Here is a 17,085-nt window from a genome sequence, read left to right as displayed (position 1 = left end):
GGGGATTTTTTCTCACAAAAGAGAGAACAGCACAAGCGTCTCGTAGTGGGAGAGCCCCTTGCTTCTAACTTTCGCCCTGACTATCGCCTTAATCTTTATCGGAAAAATTATTAGCTTTTAAATAGTGATGACTACAGACATTATCGTCTGCCAACTTTACAAAAGGCTCTGGAAGACACCTTTGCCGAGCTCTTGCAGATCACTGAAAGAACGACCCGCAACAATTACCGCTCAGAAAAAAGCGCCTTGCCAGCGATGATTTCGGCCGTGCAAAAGAACCAGCGTCGAGAAAAATCGTCTCAGCCTCCAGCGGCAAAAAAATCAGCGCTGACGCACCCTGCGACAAAATATTTCAAAAGATTTCACTCTTTTCAGCTGTGCGTAAGAAATTCTGCTAGCGAACCTTACGGATTCTTTTACAACTCCTGTACAGCCTTTTTACCAAGGGCTCTGGCACGATCATGGTCATCATCAACCTTGTATCCAACTTGAAGTCCGTCGAATAAAACCACCCTCTATCACCACATTCGAACCGCCCTTACAAAACCCTACTCCTAATAGTCGAGCCGCTTGGCCTTTGCGGGTACGGCGTTCGCTTCATCAATAACTGTAATTGGGAGAAGTCCTCATGGCTAACAAGAGCAGCAACCCAGGCAACTTCGCCAATAATCGCGACCGCGCCGCCGAGGCCGGGCGCAAGGGTGGGCGTGCCAGTGGTGGCAATTTCGCCAACAATCCCGCTCGTGCCTCCGAAGCCGGGCGCAAGGGTGGCCAGAACAGTCATGGCACCCGGCGCACAGAAGCAGAGAGCGAAGCGGCCGCGACCTGAAATCCACCGTTTTGCCGGCAGCCTCCTGTCCTCCACGCCAGAAGGCTGCCTCTGTATCCCTGCCAGACCAGTACCCCTCTCCTATTGCGCCTTCCCAAGTGAGCCCCAACTCACATAAATGCATGGCCGTGCTACCGTTATCGGACAGCCCGAGTGGCCCTTAGGGCTCACTCCTTTCGCCCTCGTCCGCCTGCACCGGTGCCCATGCTCAACAACATTCGCATCCAGAACAAACTCTTCGCCGGCTTCGCCGCCATCATCGCCCTGGTGGTCCTGCTACTCTGGCTGACCTATGCCGCCTTGCAGAGCCTGGTCGACGCCAATCGCTGGGACAGGCACACCGCCGAGGTGCTGCTGTCGGTCACGGCGCTGGACAACAACCTGCTCGAAACCCGCGCCAAGTTGCGTACCTACTGGTATTCCGGGACCGCCACCGATGCGGAGACCGCGCGCCAGGCCCTGCCGTCGCTGGCCGCCGCCCTGCGTGTGCCCCAGCAACTGACCCAGGACAATGTCAGTCAGCAACAACGCTTCGCGCGCCTGATCGCCGAGCTCGACAGCTGGCGACAGAACACCTTCGAACCGCTGCTGCGCCTGCGTGCCACGGGTAATCTCAGCGCGGTCCAACTGGCCAACGAGCCGCTGATCGACAACCTCACCAGCCAGGTCGCGGCGATGCGCCAGGAGATCCAGGCTATTGCCGATGAAGAGCGACGCCTGTCCGCGCAACGCGCCGGCCATACCGAGGAGGTACGCAACCAGCTGACCTGGACCCTGGTCGCCGGCGGTGCCCTCTGCGTGCTGCTGGCCGCGCTCATCGCCTGGCTGCTCTCCCGTCATCTGCTGCGCTCGATCCGCCGCCTGACCGCTACCGTGGCGCGCATCTCCGCGGGCGAAAGCGGCGCCCGCGTGGACGTGCAGGGCCGAGACGAACTCGCCCAGGTGGGGCTGGCCTTCAACCAGATGGCCCAACAGATCCAGGACGACCATGCCCGCGAGCAGGTCCTGATGCAGCGCCTGCGCGCCGATGTCGACGATCTGCTGAGCGTGGTCAACCGGGCTGCCGCCGGTGATCTCACCGGACGCACCGCGGTCAGCGGCGATGACGCCATTGGCCAGCTGGCCCGTGGCCTGGGCAAGATGATCGAAGACCTGCGCGGGATGATCGCCAAGGTGCAGCGCGCCGGCATCCAGGTGACCTCCTCCACTACCGAGATCGCCGCCTCGTCGCGCCAGCAGGAAGCCACCAGCATCGAACAGGCACAGACCAGCGTGGAAGTGCTGAGCACCACCCGGGAAATCGCCGCCAACGCCAATGCCCTGGTGCGCACCATGGAGGAAGCCGTGCAGGTGGCGGACGAGACCACCCAGGGCGCGGTGCAGGCGCGCAGCAACCTGGCGAGCATGGACAGCACGATGCAGCGCATGGTGGCGGCGACCGACTCGATCAATGCCAAGCTCGCCGCCCTGTCGGAGAAGTCCAGTCATATCAACAAGGTGCTGACCACCATCACCAAGGTCGCCGACCAGACCAATCTGTTGTCGCTCAACGCCGCCATCGAGGCGGAAAAGGCTGGCGAGGCGGGCCGCGGCTTCTCGGTGGTGGCCACCGAGATCCGCCGGCTGTCGGACCAGACCACCGCCGCCACCGACGACATCGAGCAGATGCTCAAGGACATGAATTCCGCGGTATCCGCCAGCGTCATGGGCATGGACAAGTTCTCCGAAGAGATCCGTCGCAGCGTGCAGGAGGTGGCCAGCGTCAGCGATCAGTTGGCCGGGGTGATCGAGGACGTGCAGAAATTGCCGGCACGCTTCGATATCGTCCTGGAAGGCATGCAGTCCCAGGCGGTTGGCGCCGGCCAGATCGCCGAGACCATCACCCAGCTCAACGACAGCACCCAGCAGACCACCGAGGCGCTCAAGGCCACCAGCGAAGCGGTGCAGTATCTGCAGCAGGCGGCCCAGGACCTGCAGAGCAGCGTCGCCACCTTCTCGGTCACCCGTTGACCATGCAGATCCTGGTCTTCCAGTTGGCCGACGCTGCCGCGGCCCTGCCCACGACGGCGATCCGCCAGGTGCTGCCCTTTCTGCAGCTGACACGGTTTCCCGCCGCGCCACCCGGAGTGGCCGGGCTGATGAATCTGCACGGCGCGGCCATCCCGGTGGTGGACATCACCGCCATGAGCGGCGGACCGGCCGCCCAAGCGCGCCAGGACACCCGCATCCTGCTGGTCGACCATGCCCTGCCCGATGGCACCCGTCGCCCGCTCGGCCTGGTGGTGGAAGGCGTCGCCGGCGTGCGGCGGATCAGCGCCGCCACGCCTCGCCCCGCGGGCATCCGGCTGCCTGACTATCCCTGGCTCGGCGAGGTGCTGGAGACGCCAGAAGGCCTCTGGCTGTGGCTCGATCAGGATCGTTTGCTGTCACCTGCCCTGGCCGCCCTGCTGTTCCAGGAGGCCGCGTGAAGCTCGATCCCCGGCTGGCGCCCCTGGTGCGGGCGCGCACCGGCCTGGCCATCGCCGACGACATGCTCGGCCGCGCCATTCGCCAGCGCCTACGCGAGCGCCAGGAGAGCGATGCCGAGGTCTATATGGCGCGCATCCTCGACGACGAAAGCGAATTCGCCGATCTGCTGGACCTGCTGGTCATTCCCGAGACCTGGTTCTTTCGCGACCCCCAGGCCATCGCCCATGCCGCGCGCTTCGCCCAGGAGCGCCATGCCCGCAGCGGTGCGCCGGTACGCCTGCTCAGCCTGCCCTGCTCCACCGGTGAAGAACCCTACACCCTGGCCATGGCGCTGTTCGATACCGGCCTGCCAGCCCAGGCGTTCCAGGTCACCGCGGTGGACATCAACGAGCCGTCCCTGGAGCGCGCCCGCCGCGGCCTCTATGGGCGCAACTCCTTTCGCGCTCGCGACCTGGCCTTTCGCGAGCGCTATTTCCAGCCCGAAGGCGATCGCCAGCGTCTGACCGAACGGGTGCGCAACCAGGTGCGCTTTCGTCAGGGCAACATCCTGCAGCTGGGCAGCCTGCGCGACGGCGCCCCCTTCGACGTGGTGCTCTGCCGCAACCTGCTGATCTATTTCGACGACCAGACCCAGGGCCGAGCCCTCAGCCACCTGGCCGCGCTCATGCACGACGACGGCCTGCTCTGCGTCGGCAGCTCGGAGATGGTCAGCGCCATGCGCCATGGTTTCGCCAGCCTGGGCGTCGCGCACGCCTCGGCGTTGATCAAGCGCCAGGCGAACATCGCCGATCCGCTACGGCCGCCACCGCCTGCGGCGCCCCGGCGCAAGGCCGCGGTGCGCCCGCCGCCCCCGGCGACGACGCTCCCTACCCGCCTGCGGGCCAGAAGTGCTCCCGCATCGCTACCGACCGCGCCCATCCCGGCCGCCTGCCCGCCCCTGAAAGAAGCCCAGCGGCTGGCCGATGCCGGACGAGGCGCCGAAGCCGAGACACTGTTGCGCACCCTGCTCGATACGGATCGCAGTCAGGCTGGTGCCCATTTCCTGCTGGCGCTCATCCTGCCCGATGCCCGCGCCGCCGAGGCCGAGCGGGCGCTACGCCAGGCGCTCTATCTGGAGCCGGAGCACTATCCGGCCCTGTGCCGCCTGGCGCTGATCTGCGAAAGAGCCGGCCGACTCGACGAAGCCGGACGCCTGCGCGACCGCGCCGCGCGCATCCAGACCCGTGCCGGTGACGACGCATGAGCCTGAACCGCGAACTCAGCGCCCTGGAGCGTGCCGACTGGGCCGAGCGCTATGCCGAACCCCTGGACGATCGCCAGGCGCAGTCGGCCAGTGCGCTGGTCTTTCGCCTCGGCGCGGAATGGCTGGGCTTGCCCGGCGGCTGTCTGGTCACGGCCACCGAACCCACCGCCGTCCATCGGGTGCCCCACCGGCGTTCGCCGCTGCTGCGCGGTATCGTCCCGGTACGGGGTCAGTTGCAGCCCTGCATCGCTCTGCAGCTGCTGCTGGCGGTGGCCCCGGGCGAGCAGACCGGCGGTTTTCCGCGATTGCTGCTGCTGCATATCGGTCGCCGTGACTGGGCCGTGCAGGTGGACGAGGTGCTAGGACTGCAACGCTATGCCCCCGGCGAGGTGCAACCGCCGCCCGCGACCCTGGGCGGCGAGTTGCTCAGCTACCTGAGTGGCGTCTATCGCGAAGGCGCGCATCAGGTCGGGCTGCTCGATCTGCCGCGCCTGGAGCGGGCCCTGGAAGAGGCGCTGCGATGAGTCAGCCACCGCGCGATGTGCGCGAGATGTCCCTCTACGATCTCTTCGCCAGCGAGGTGCAGAGCCATCTGCAGGCGTTGGACAGCGGCTTGTTGCGCCTGGAGCGCGATCCCCACGACACCGGGGTGATCGAGCCGATGATGCGGGCGGCCCATTCCATCAAGGGCGCGGCGCGCATCGTCGACCTCGACGGCCTGGTCGAGCTGGCCCACGCCATGGAGGATTGCCTGGTCGCCGTCCAGGCCGGTCGCCGCCACCTCGGTCCGGCGGACATCGATCAGCTGTTTCGCTGCGTCGACGTCCTCGGTGAGGTCAGCCGCCTGGACGAAGCCGCCAGCCAGCGCTGGCAGCGCGAACAGCGGGATGCCCAGCGGGCGCTGGCACAGGCGCTGAGCGCTGGCGCCGCTGCCCCTGCCCCGATGGCGCCAGCGCCAGCCCGGGAGCTGGCGCCCGCCGTGGCGGAAGACCCGGCCCCCGAAGCCGAGCGCAGCCGTGATCCGCTACGGGTGGACAGCGGCCGCTTCAATCAGATTCTCGCCCTCACCAGCGAGGCCCGGGTGATGGGCCTCGGTCTGCACGGCCTGGTTCAGGGCTTCCAGGGCTATCGCGCGGAATTGCAGGGGCTGTTCGGTCAGGCCAATGCGGTCAGCAGCGACGTGCGCCAGCGCCAGGAAGGCCTGCTCGATCGCTACCAGCAGCAGCTCCAGGCGCTGGAAGCCTACGAACGGCGCCTGCTCGGCGTCTGCCAGGGGCTGCTGGACGAGGTGCTCGGGGTGCGCATGCGGCCACTGCGCGATGCCGTCCAAGGCTTTCCACGGCTGGTGCGTGACCTGGCCCGGGGGCTGGACAAGGAGGCCGTGCTGCAGGTCGAAGGCGCCGATACCCTGATCGACCGCGAGGTGCTGGCGCGGCTGGAAAGTCCGCTCAATCACCTGCTGCGCAACGCCGTGGACCACGGCCTGGAAACCCCGGCCGAACGCCGCGCCCTGGGCAAGCCCGAGTGCGGCCAGATCCGCCTCGAAGCCCGGCATGTCGCCGGGCGCCTGCAGGTCAGCCTGCACGACGACGGCCGCGGCCTGGACCTGGAACGCATCCGCGCCGCGGTCATCGCCCGCCGCCTGAGTCCGCCGCCGGTGGCCGCCGAACTGAGCGCGGCCGAGTTGCTGGAATTCCTGCTGCTGCCCGGCTTCAGTCTCAAGGAGACGGTGACCGAGTTGTCCGGCCGCGGGGTGGGCCTGGACGTGGTGGCCGATGCCATCCGCGCCCTGGATGGCGAAGTCCGCCTGGAAACCCGCCCTGGTCTAGGCTTCACTACCCACCTGCTGGTACCGGTCAGTCGCTCCATCGTCCGCGCCCTGATCGTCGACATCGCCGGCGAGGCCTATGCCCTGCCGGTCAACCGCATCGAACGGGTACTGCGCCTGGATCCCGCCGAGGTCCACGCGCTGGAGGGCAAGGCCTTCTTCCTGCTCGGCGAGGATCGCCTAGGCCTGGTCGCCGCCCATCAATTGCTGGAGCTGGAAGGCGCGCCGCCCAGCGGCGACCTGGCGGTGCTGGTGATCGGCAGCGGGGCGCGCCGCTATGGGCTGGTGGTGGATCGCCTGCGCGGCGAGCAGGGCCTGGCGCTCAAGCCGCTGGACGAGATCTTCGGCAAGCTACGTTCGGTCACCGCCGGGGCCCTGCTCGACGACGGCAGCCCGGTGCTGCTGCTGGACGTCGCCGATCTGCTCACCGGTATCGAGCGCCTGCTCGGCGAGGGGCAGCTGCGTCAGGTGCAGGGCGGTGCCGCTGTCGCCACCCGACGGGTCAAGCGCATCCTCGTGGTGGACGACTCCCTCACCGTGCGCGAGATGGAGCGCAAGCTCCTGGAAGGCCAGGGCTATCAGGTGGAGGTCGCGGTGGATGGCATGGACGGCTGGAACGCGGTGCGCGGCGGCGAATTCGACATGCTGCTGTCGGACATCGACATGCCACGCATGAATGGCATCGAACTGGTGGAACTGGTGCGCCGCGATCCGCGTCTGCATGCCCTGCCGGTGATGATCGTGTCCTACAAGGATCGCCCCGAAGACCGCCTCAAGGGCATGCAAGCCGGCGCCGACTACTATCTGACCAAGGGCAGCTTCCACGACGATGCCCTCATCACCGCCGTACAGGACCTCATCGGAGCACCATGAGAATCGCCATCGTCAACGATCTGCTACTGGCCACCGAAGCCCTGCGCCGCCTGCTGGCCAGCGATGGGCGCCATACGGTCGCCTGGATCGCCCACGACGGCGAGGAAGCGGTGGCCCGTTGCGCCGAGGACCGCCCCGACCTGATTCTCATGGACCTGCAGATGCCGCGGCTGGACGGCATCGAGGCGACGCGCCGGATCATGGCGCAGTCGCCCTGCGCCATCCTCATGGTCACCGCCACCCCCGACGATTGCGAGGGGGTGTTTCGGGCCATGGGCGCCGGTGCCCTGGACGTGACCGCCACCCCGGCACTCAGCGGCGGTGCCGATGGCGGTGCCCTGCTGCGCAAGATCGCCCGCATCGAGCCCCTGGTGCGCCTGCCGGAACGCGCCGCCCGCCCGCAGCTGGTCAGTGCCACCGCACCGACCGAGCACGCTCAAGCGACGCCGGACACCCTGGTCGCCATCGGCGCCTCCACCGGTGGGCCGGCGGCCCTGGTGAGTCTGTTCGAAACCTGGACGCCGACCCCCGAGGCGAGCGTGGTGCTGGTGCAGCACATCGATCGGCGTTTCGCCCCTAGTTTCATCGGCTGGCTCGGGACCCAGATCGCCTGGCCGGTCACGGCGGCCATGCCCGGCGCCCTGCCGCAGCCCGGTCAGGTCTCGGTGGCCCTGGGCGACGATCACCTGCTGCTGGATGCACGTGGCCGCTTCGCCTATACCGTCGAGCCGGCCGATTATCCCTATCGTCCCTCGGTGGACGTGTTCTTCGCCAACCTCGCCAGCCACCCGCGCCGGGTCGGCAAGGCCCTGGGCATCCTGCTGACCGGCATGGGACGGGACGGCGCCAGTGGCCTCTACGCCCTGCGCCAGAGCGGTTGCCCCACCCTGGCCCAGGACGAGGCCAGTTGTGCCGTATACGGCATGCCCGCTGCTGCGGTTAGAATGGGCGCCGCGGAACGTGTTCTCAGCCCCACGCAGATCGGTGCCTGGCTGCAACGGCGCTTCGGCAACAGCTCGCGTAGCATGACATGACCGGTCGCCAACAGGAGCGTTGGACGGCGCAGTGGCAGGGATTGGCCAAGGTGAGACGCGGGATGCCTGACCCCGCCCGCACAAGGACTCGCAGTAATGGCCACGAATGAGGGCAGCACTCTGGACAGCCTGACCGCACCCAAGGTACGCCTGCTGCTGGTAGACGATCAGTTGATCATCATCGAAGCCCTGCGGCGGATGATCGCGGATCAGCCCGATATCGAGCTGCATTACTGCCTGGATGCCCACCAGGCGGTCAACATGGCCCTGCAACTCAAGCCCACGGTGGTCTTGCAGGACCTGATCATGCCCGAGATCGACGGCCTGGAAACGGTCCGACGGTTCCGTGCCGAGCCGGGGCTGCGCGACGTGCCCATCGTGGTGCTTTCCTCCAAGGAAGATCCCCAGGTCAAGGCGCAGAGTTTCGCCACCGGCGCCAACGACTATCTGGTCAAGCTGCCCGACAAGCTGGAGCTGTTGGCGCGGGTGCGCTACCACTCCGAGGCCCATGTCCTGCGCGCCCAGCGCGACGAAGCCTTTCGCTTCCTGCGCGAGAGCCAGCGCCAGCTCGCCGAGGCCAATATCCAGCTGCAGAAGCTGGTGGCCATCGACAGCCTCACCGGCATCAACAACCGGCGTCATTTCGACCAGACCTACGAAGGCGAATGGCTGCGTGCCCGGCGCAATCGCCAGCCGCTCGCCCTGCTGCTGTGCGACGTCGACCACTTCAAGCGCTACAACGACACCTATGGTCATCTCAGCGGCGATCTCTGCCTGAAGAAGGTGGCGGCGGTGCTCACCGAACAGCTCAAGCGCCCGGCCGACCTGGTGGCCCGCTACGGTGGCGAAGAATTCGCCATGGTATTGCCGGAAACCGATGCCGAAGGCGCGCGCAAGGTCGCCGAAGGCTGTCGCGCAGGGGTCGAGCGGCTACAGGTCGCCCACTCCGGCAGCGACCTGGGCTTCGTCACCATCTCCATTGGCGTCGGCAGCATCCAGCCGCAAAGCGGCGACGATCATGAAGCCTTTATCGAACGCACCGACCAGGCGCTGTACCAGGCCAAGGCCGAAGGCCGCAACCGGGTGCATCTGGTCGAGGGCAGCGGCAAGGACCTTCCAGCCTAGGGACGCGGCGGCACCGACCTAGAAGCTGCGACTGACCAGGCGATCACGCCCCTCTGCCTTGGCCTGATAGAGCAGGTCGTCGGCGGCCTTGAGTAGACCGTTCGGGGTCTGCTCGGGGGTCGGATTGCAGCAGGCCAGGCCCATGCTCATGGTCAACCAGAGGCGATCCTCGGCCAGCGGATGGGCGATGCGCAGTTCGGCGATGCCCTGCCGACAGCGTTCCAGCACCGCTTCCGCGGCCGTGCGCGAGGCGCCGGGTAGCAAGAGCACGAATTCCTCGCCGCCGTAGCGCGCCAGGCAATCGCGCTCGCGGATGCGCTGCTCCAGCACCTGGGCGACCCGCGCCAGGGCCTGATCCCCGGCGCCATGGCCATGGGTATCGTTGTACTGCTTGAAATAGTCGATATCGAGCATGGCGATGGCCAGGGCGCCGCGCCGGCTGACCGCCAGCTGCCACTCGATGGTCAGCTGCTCGTCGAAGCGGCGGCGATTGCCCACGGCGGTCAGCGGATCCATGTGCGCCAGCTGTTCGAGCAGCCGCCGCTGGCGGGCCAGTTGCAGGTGCAGCCGCACCCGCGCCAGCACCGCCAGCGGATTGAAGGGTTTCTGGATGAAGTCGCTGGCGCCCAGTTCGAAACACTCCACCTCGCGATGCAGGTCGTTGGCTGCGGTGATGAAGATCACCGGGATGGCGCTGGTCTCGGCGCGGCGCTTGAACAGCTGGATCAGCTGCAGGCCGTCGATGCCGGGCATCACCACGTCCAGCAGGATCAGATCGGGGTGTTCGCGGGCGGCCTTGGTCAGGGCCTGGACCCCGCTCTTGGCCAGCATGATGCGCGCCTCATCGCGCAGCAGGTCGCCGAGGACACGCAGGTTGCTCTTCTGATCGTCGACGATGAGGATCAATGGCAGGTCGGGACGACGCCCCTCCATGGGCAGTTATCCCGACCGTTGTCCGGCCTGCCGCACCCGCCGCAGCAGATCCGCGGTGGCATCGGCGGCATGCTCGAACTCGACGTCATTGACCCACTCACGGATGCGCACCAGATCGGCGCTGTGGGGGGTGCTCACGCAGGCGCGCAGCAAGAGGTCGAGCAGTTCCTCGGCGGCGAAGTCCGACGTCTGCAGCAGTCCGACCAGGCGTTCGAGCAGGGCCTCCAGTTCCTCGACGGTGGCTTCCTCGTCACCCGCGACCTCGACCAGGATCTCGTCGAGGGACGCCAGGCAGCGCTCGGCTTCGGCGTGCAGGCGGCGCACGTCCTCGCCGATGGGCTGGGCCAGGCGGATCCGGTTGGTCAGACGTTGTGCTGCTTCCTGCAGGGCGATGGCACCGACATAGGCGGCGGTGGCCTGCAGGCCATGGGCGCACTCGAACAACGCGGTGACATCGTCCGCTGCCCGCCAGGCAGCGATCCGCCCCGGCAGTTCGGCCTGTTGCACGCGGAAATCCCGCATTAATTGCTCATAGAGTTCGGCGCTGCCACGCAGCAGGCGCAACGCCGACTCGGGTTCGAGCGCCGCACTGGCACGGGCACGCGCCAGCACGCCGGCCTCCTTGATCTCGACCACCTCCTCCACCGCCTTGCGCTCGGCGCGCTGCAGCTGTTCGAGGTTGGCCCAGGCGGCGATGATGCGAAACAGCTCGGCGGGATCGAGCGGCTTCACCAGGTGATCGTTCATGCCGGCCTCCAGGCAGCGCTCCCGATCGCCCGGCAGGCCGTTGGCGGTCATGGCGATGACCGGCAGCCCGGCCAGCGCCGGGCGGGTGCGCAATTCGCGGGTGGCCGATAGGCCGTCCAGGCGCGGCATATGGACGTCCATCAGCACCAGGTCATAGCGCTGCCGTTCCAGCTGGTCCAGCGCGGCCTGGCCGTCTTCGGCCACCTCGATGAGGATGCCGCTGCCCTGCAGGAAGCCGATGACCACCTGGCGATTGATGGCGTTGTCGTCCACCAGCAGCAGGCGAATGCCCTGCAGATCCACCACGCTCTGGCCCACCGTCGGGGTGGCGACCGGCGCCAGTCCCAGACCGGCCAGCAACCGCTGCACCGCGGGACCGGTGACGGGCTTGTCGAGGAGTTCCAGGCCGCCCAGGTCTTCGCCCAGGCTACGCACCTCTTCCGCCTCATAGGGCGAGGCCAGCAGGGTCAACGCCAGCTCCGGCTGCCGGGCACGCAGCTGACGCGCCAAGGCCAAACCGTCTTCGGTGCCCAGGCGCCAGTCGACGATGGCCAGCTCGAAGACCGACGTGGCCATGGCCGCCAGGGCCTGCTGGGTGGATTCCGCTTCCACCACCTGCATGCCCAGTTCGCGCAGGCGCTGCCCCAGGGTCCGCCGGGCCAGACCGTGGTCGTCCACCAGCAGGACCTGCCGGGAGGTCTGGCTGAGCGGCCGCTCGGGCTCGCCCACCACCGGCAGGGTCAGGCGCAGGGTGAAACAGGAGCCCCGCCCAGCTTCGCTGTGGACCTCCAGGGTGCCACCCATGAGCTCGGTTAGCTGGCGGGAGATCGCCAGGCCCAGTCCGGTACCGCCGTAGCGGCGGCTGATGGAGCCATCCGCCTGGGTGAAGGGTTGGAAGAGTTGCGCCTGCTGGGCTTCGGTCAGACCGATGCCGGTGTCTTCCACCGCCAGGCTGAAATGGGCGCGACCGGCTTCGCAGACGGCGCCGACGCGAACCAGTACATGGCCCCGCTCGGTGAACTTGACCGCATTGCTCAGCAGATTGACCAACACCTGCTGCAGGCGCAGCGGATCGCCTTCCAGCGCCAGGGGAATGTCCGGACCGCAATCCAGCACCAGCTCTACGCCCTTCTCGTGGGCCTTGAGCGCACAGAGGTTGAGGGTACGTTCGAGCACCTTGGCCAGGTTGAAGCCCAGCTGTTCGAGTTGGGTACCGCCGGCCTCGTTGCGCGAATAGTCGAGGACGTCATTGATCACGCCCAGCAGGGTCTCGCCGGAGTCGAGGATCTTGCCGACGTGACCACGCTGTTCGCTGGACAGCCGCGTGCCCAGGGTCAGGCGACTGAGGCCGATCACCGCGTTGAGCGGGGTGCGGATCTCGTGGCTCATGGTCGCCAGGAACAGCGACTTGGCCGCCGCCGCCTCCTCGGCGCGAATGCGCGCCTGGTCCAGCTCGCGGGTGCGTTCGCCGACGCGCTGCTCCAGGGTCTCGTAGATCTGCGCGTGCTCCAGGGAGATCGCCGCCTGGGTGGCCAGGATCCCCAGCACCTGCAGGCGTCCCGGGGTGAAGGCCTGGGCCAGCAGGTTGTTTTCCAGATAGAGGATGCCGATCAGGCGACCCTGGCGCAGGATCGGCAGGCAGCAGACCGAACGCGGCCGGCGCGCGCGGATATAGGCGTCGCGGACGAAGCGGCCGGCGCGGGCGGCGTCATCGAGAATCACCGGTTCGCGCTGCCGGATCACCTGGGACACCAGGGTCAGGGGCACCAGGCTTTCGCCGGACTCCTGTTCGTTCAGGGACAGCGGCAGGCTCTGCAATACCTGAGGCTCGGCCGCGCCGCTGCAGACCGAGGCCTGCACCAGCCAGCGACCGCCTTCGGGCAACAGCAGCAAACCGTGCTGGGCACCGCCCTCCTCCAGGATGATGCGCATCATCCGCGCCAGCAGCTGGTCCAGCGCCAGTTCGTTGGAGATGGTCTGCAGCGACTTGAGCACCGACAGCCAGTCCAGCCGCATCATCTCGCTGGTGGATTGGCCCTGGGTGCGCTGCACGGTCAGGGCATTGGTCTCGGCGGCGCGCAGCCAGTGCGGGAATTCGTTTTCCAGCGCCTGGGCCTTGGCCACGGCGCCCCAGTGCAGATAGCTGCGTTGGGCATCCTGCAGGTAGGTCCGGGCGATCCGCGGACGCTGTTGTTCCAGCCAGAACCGCCCATAGAGTTCCTCGACCAGTGCCGCGCCCTGGCGGAAGCCATGCAGCCGCGCGGATTCCAGGGCTTGCTCGTAGAGGTCCATGGCGGCCTCGACGCGGCCCTCGCGGCGCGCCCGCTCGGCCGCCACCAGATCGCGCTTGTGGGCGAAATTTTCCGGGCAGTGCGCGGCCCAGCCGCTCAGCCGCTCCTGGGCAGCCTCGATCTTGGCCAGCGCCTCGCCCGCCAGCTCGCCCTCGGCGAGCAGGATCAGCGCCTGGTAGAAGGCGTGCTCGGCGATGCTGAACCAGCCAAAGCTCGCCGCCAGCGAAGCCTCCATGGCCTCGGCGTGCTGCCGTGCCTGGGGCAGTCGGCGAAACAGCAGCGCCGCCTGCATCTTGTTGAAGTCGTAGTAGTTCAGACAGAGGACATGACCGCTGTCCTGCATCTGCCGCACCAGCGCCGCTTCGTCCTGGCCCTCCTCGTCCCAGGTCGCCTGACCCGGGGTGAGGCCCTGCAGCAGGCGCAGCGACTGGCGCAGGATGGTGAAGATCTCCAGGGTATTGGGATCGCCGATCCCCAGCAGGATCCGCTCGATCTCCGCGGTTTCCCCCAGGATGTCATCGAGCGGCGCGCCGGCGTGCTGCAGGTGCTTGAGAATGTGGAAGGCGCTGTAGGCGGTAAAGATGACGTCACCGGTACGCTGACCGGCCGCCAGGGCCTCGCGCAGCAGGGCGACGTTGTCCGCGATGGGGGTCGACCAGGGACTGTTGGTCACCGCGAACATGGTGTAGACCTTGCACTTGAGCGGCAGATTACCGGTGCGGTCCACCAGGTCGACGGCCAGCCGCCCGACCTGGTAACCCAGTTCGTAGCGGCCATGGAAGGCTGACAGCAACGAGCCGTAGTTGGCGTAGCCGAAGGGCGAGAGATCGCCATTGCCGTACTGGATCGACAGCTTGACGATACGCATGACCGCCAGCAGGCTCATGGGCAGGTCGACGTTGATCGCCGGGCCCCAGAGCAGGCCCAACAGGCGGATCAGCAACTGGGCACGCGGGTCTTCCATGCGCGGCAGGTCGAGCAGCGCCGCGGGATGGCGCTCGGCGAGCCAGGCCTCGACCTCGGCGCTGTCGCTGCCGATGGCCTGATTGATATCGTCCGGTGCCTCTGGCCAGGGCTCGCCCAGCACCTGGATGCCGGCCTTGGCCACGGCCAGGGCTTCGGTGAAACGCCCGAGGCCGCTGTAGAGGTCGATCTGCAGGGCGCGGACCCCGGCTTCTTCGAAGGTGGTGCGAGCGCGTGGCAGCAGCAGTTCGCAGATGCGCAGGGCTTCGTTGGCATCGCCACAGAGGTGCGCGACTTCGGCCCATTCCCGATGCAGCTGGAACAGCAGCACATGGCGGGCCTCCCAGGCGCCGGCGTCGATCAGGGCGACCGCCGTGCGCAAAAAGGCCTGGGCGGCCGGATAGGCGTTGGCCTGGCGCGCCTTGCGCGCGGCGTCCAGATTGAGCTCCAGCAGCTGCAGCCGCTCGGCGGCCGTCTCGATCAGCGCCAGGGCCAGATTGAGGTGACTGACCGCGTCCAGCCGCGCGGTGCTGCCTTCGGCGAGGTACAGCTGACCGGCGCGCAGGTGGACCCGCTCGCGCTCGGCAGGCGCCAGCAACGAGTGGGCGGCATGGCGCACCTGATCGTGCAGGAAGCTGTAGTGCGTGGGCGTGTGCTCGCCCACCTGGCCGCCTTCGGGTTCGGTGAGCAGCCCCTCCTGCACCAGCGCCTGGCAAAGTCGGCGGATATCCGCAGGGGATTCCGCCATCAGCGCGGCGAGGCGGTCGCTGGAGAAATGAGTGCCCAGGCAGGCTGCCCATTGCAGCAACTGCGAGGTGGCGGTCGGCAGGTCCTTGAGCTTGCCGACCATGAAATCGACGACGTTGTCGTAGACGTCCAGTGCCTGGAGCCGGGCCAGTTCCCAATGCCACTGGCCGGTCTCGCCATCGAATTCCAGCAGGCCTTCCTGTTGCAGACTGCGCAGCAGCTGTTCGATGAAGAAAGGATTGCCGAGGGTCTTGTCCAGACAGAGCCCGGCCAGGGCCGCCTGGTCCGCGGCCGGCGCCGGCAGCAGTTCGGCGATCAGCCGCTCGATCTCCACCCGCGACAGGGGACCCAGCGACAGGGTGCGGATCAGGGCCGCGCCCAGCAGCCGCTCCAGGCCGCTGCCGGACAGTTGCTCTTCCCGCAGGGTCGCCACCAGCAGCAACGGACCCTGGTCGGCACGGGCCAGCAGGCGCTCGATCAGTCGCAGCGAAGCACTGTCGGCCCATTGCAGATCGTCCAGCCACAGCAGCAGCGGACGGGTATCCGCGGCAAAGGCCAGCAGCAGCGCGATCACGGCTTCGTCGAAGCGCTGCTCGGCCTGCTGCGGCGGCAATTCGGCCACTGGCGGCTGGGGACCGAGCCAGGCGGCCAGCTCCGGGGACACTTCGGTCAGCACCCCGGCGTTGCCGCCCAGGGCCTCGACCAGGCGAGCGGCGAAGGGCTCCCCCAGGGTCTGGCCGATTTCCACCAGTTCGCGCAGCGCCTGGCGCAGGGCGCCATAGGGCACGCCGCTGCCAAGGGTCTCGAACTTGCCATGGGCGAGCAGCACCCGCTCGCCCTGGCGGCGGACGAAGGCCTGCACCAGCGCCGACTTGCCCACCCCGGAAGGGCCGCTGACGAAGACGGCTTCGATCCGGCCCAGGGTCGCCCGCGCCAGCGCCTCTTCCAGCAGCCGCAGGGGGGCTCCGCGGCCCTGTAGGGTGCGTACCGGTACCAGTCGCGCGGGCGGATCCTGCTCGCCCAGGGCGAAGGGGCTGCGTTCACCCGCCTGATGGGCCGCCTGGCAGCGCTGCAGATCGCGCAGGATGCCGAAGCAGCCCTGATAGCGCTCTTCGGCGGCCTTGGCCATGAGCTTGTCCACCAGCGCCGCCAGCATGGGCGGTACCGTCGGCACCCGCTCGACCAGCGAGGGCGCGCGCATCGCCAGGTGCGCGTGCACCAGTTCCAGGGGGTCCTGGGCGCGAAACGGCGGCTCGCCCGCGAGCATCTCGTAGAAGGTCACACCCAGGGCATAGAAGTCGCTGCGATAGTCCTGGTGACGTCCGGTTCGGCCGCTCTGCTCCGGTGCCAGATAGGTCAGCGAGCCCTCCAGGCGGGCGTCGCCGCCCTTGACGGCACCAAAGAGGGTGGCGATGCCCAGATCGGTCAGGCGCAGGCTGCCCGTGGTGCAATTGCAGACGATGTTGCGCGGATTGAGGTCGTTGTGGGCGATGCGCAGCCGGTGCAGCCGGGCCAGGGCGCGGACGATGGCCAGCGCCCAGTCGAAGAAGTCGTCCAGCGCCAGCGGCCCGGCGGCGAGCAGCTCGGCCAGGTCGGTACCGCCGATGTCTTCGAGTACCAGCACCTGGCGGCCCTGGAATTCCAGCAGTTCCAGGGCCGCGCTCACCGCGCCGCTGGCGCTGGCGCGCCGGGTCAGCTCGAACTCATGGCGCAACCCGGCCTGGGCCTGGGGCGTGGGATAGTCGGCGGCCAGTTGCTTGAGGATCACCGGCTGACCGTCGGCCAGGCGCGTGCCGCGGTAGATCAGGGCATGGCGGCTTTCGCTCGCCTGCGTCTTGCAGCTGTAGCCTGGAATCCTCAACACCGCGCTCGCCTCGATCCTCGGCCGACCGGGCACACCGGGTCAGCACCTCAACTGTTTCCGTTGCCTTGCTAAAGTCTCAAGGGAACTTTTCGATAAAGTGATATTACCTTAGCCATCACTTGGCATTCGTCCACTGGTG

At 67.6% G+C, this 17,085-nt stretch carries 10 protein-coding genes; 8 read left to right on the top strand and 2 right to left on the bottom strand.

The window, feature by feature from the left end:
• The first annotated feature begins 628 nt into the window (after positions 1-628).
• From C722_RS0120150 to C722_RS0120115, 8 genes are all read left to right on the top strand, one after another.
• Positions 629-829, top strand: coding sequence for a general stress protein (locus tag C722_RS0120150; RefSeq protein ID WP_017642249.1), 201 nt, complete (start codon positions 629-631; stop codon positions 827-829).
• Between the two features lie 204 nt (positions 830-1,033).
• Positions 1,034-2,839 carry a methyl-accepting chemotaxis protein gene (locus C722_RS0120145; protein WP_017642248.1) on the top strand — a complete coding sequence of 602 codons (1,806 nt, stop codon included), beginning with the start codon at positions 1,034-1,036 and terminating at the stop codon, positions 2,837-2,839.
• Positions 2,840-2,841: 2 nt separating this feature from the next.
• Positions 2,842-3,297 carry a chemotaxis protein CheW gene (locus C722_RS0120140; protein WP_017642247.1) on the top strand — a complete coding sequence of 152 codons (456 nt, stop codon included), beginning with the start codon at positions 2,842-2,844 and terminating at the stop codon, positions 3,295-3,297.
• Positions 3,294-4,541: a protein-glutamate O-methyltransferase CheR gene (locus tag C722_RS0120135; RefSeq protein ID WP_017642246.1), complete on the top strand. Its 1,248-nt coding sequence runs from the start codon at positions 3,294-3,296 to the stop codon at positions 4,539-4,541. The genes C722_RS0120140 and C722_RS0120135 overlap by 4 nt, the downstream gene beginning before the upstream one ends.
• A complete protein-coding gene (locus C722_RS0120130; protein ID WP_017642245.1) occupies positions 4,538-5,065 on the top strand; it encodes a chemotaxis protein CheW in 528 nt (175 codons plus the stop codon). The genes C722_RS0120135 and C722_RS0120130 overlap by 4 nt, the downstream gene beginning before the upstream one ends.
• A complete protein-coding gene (locus tag C722_RS0120125) occupies positions 5,062-7,242 on the top strand; it encodes a hybrid sensor histidine kinase/response regulator (protein ID WP_017642244.1) in 2,181 nt (726 codons plus the stop codon). The genes C722_RS0120130 and C722_RS0120125 overlap by 4 nt, the downstream gene beginning before the upstream one ends.
• Positions 7,239-8,276, top strand: a complete 1,038-nt coding sequence (gene cheB, locus C722_RS0120120; protein ID WP_017642243.1) for a chemotaxis-specific protein-glutamate methyltransferase CheB — start codon at positions 7,239-7,241, stop codon at positions 8,274-8,276. The genes C722_RS0120125 and cheB overlap by 4 nt, the downstream gene beginning before the upstream one ends.
• 96 nt (positions 8,277-8,372) lie before the next feature.
• Positions 8,373-9,401 (top strand): diguanylate cyclase domain-containing protein, encoded by a 1,029-nt coding sequence (locus tag C722_RS0120115; protein WP_017642242.1) that lies wholly within the window; start codon positions 8,373-8,375, stop codon positions 9,399-9,401.
• Between the two features lie 18 nt (positions 9,402-9,419).
• Here the strand turns inward: C722_RS0120115 and C722_RS0120110 are convergent, their stop codons facing one another.
• Entirely contained in the window at positions 9,420-10,334 is a 915-nt protein-coding gene (locus C722_RS0120110; RefSeq protein WP_017642241.1) for a diguanylate cyclase domain-containing protein, read from the bottom strand.
• 6 nt (positions 10,335-10,340) lie between these two features.
• Positions 10,341-16,946, bottom strand: a complete 6,606-nt coding sequence (locus tag C722_RS0120105; protein WP_017642240.1) for a response regulator — start codon at positions 16,944-16,946, stop codon at positions 10,341-10,343.
• Positions 16,947-17,085 lie beyond the last annotated feature (139 nt).

This window comes from Pseudomonas sp. 313 (assembly GCF_000316965.1).
Lineage (GTDB): Bacteria > Pseudomonadota > Gammaproteobacteria > Pseudomonadales > Pseudomonadaceae > Chryseomonas > Chryseomonas benzopyrenica.
The sequence above is the reverse complement of the archived record's forward strand: the minus strand, read 5'-3'. Positions and strand labels throughout refer to the sequence as shown.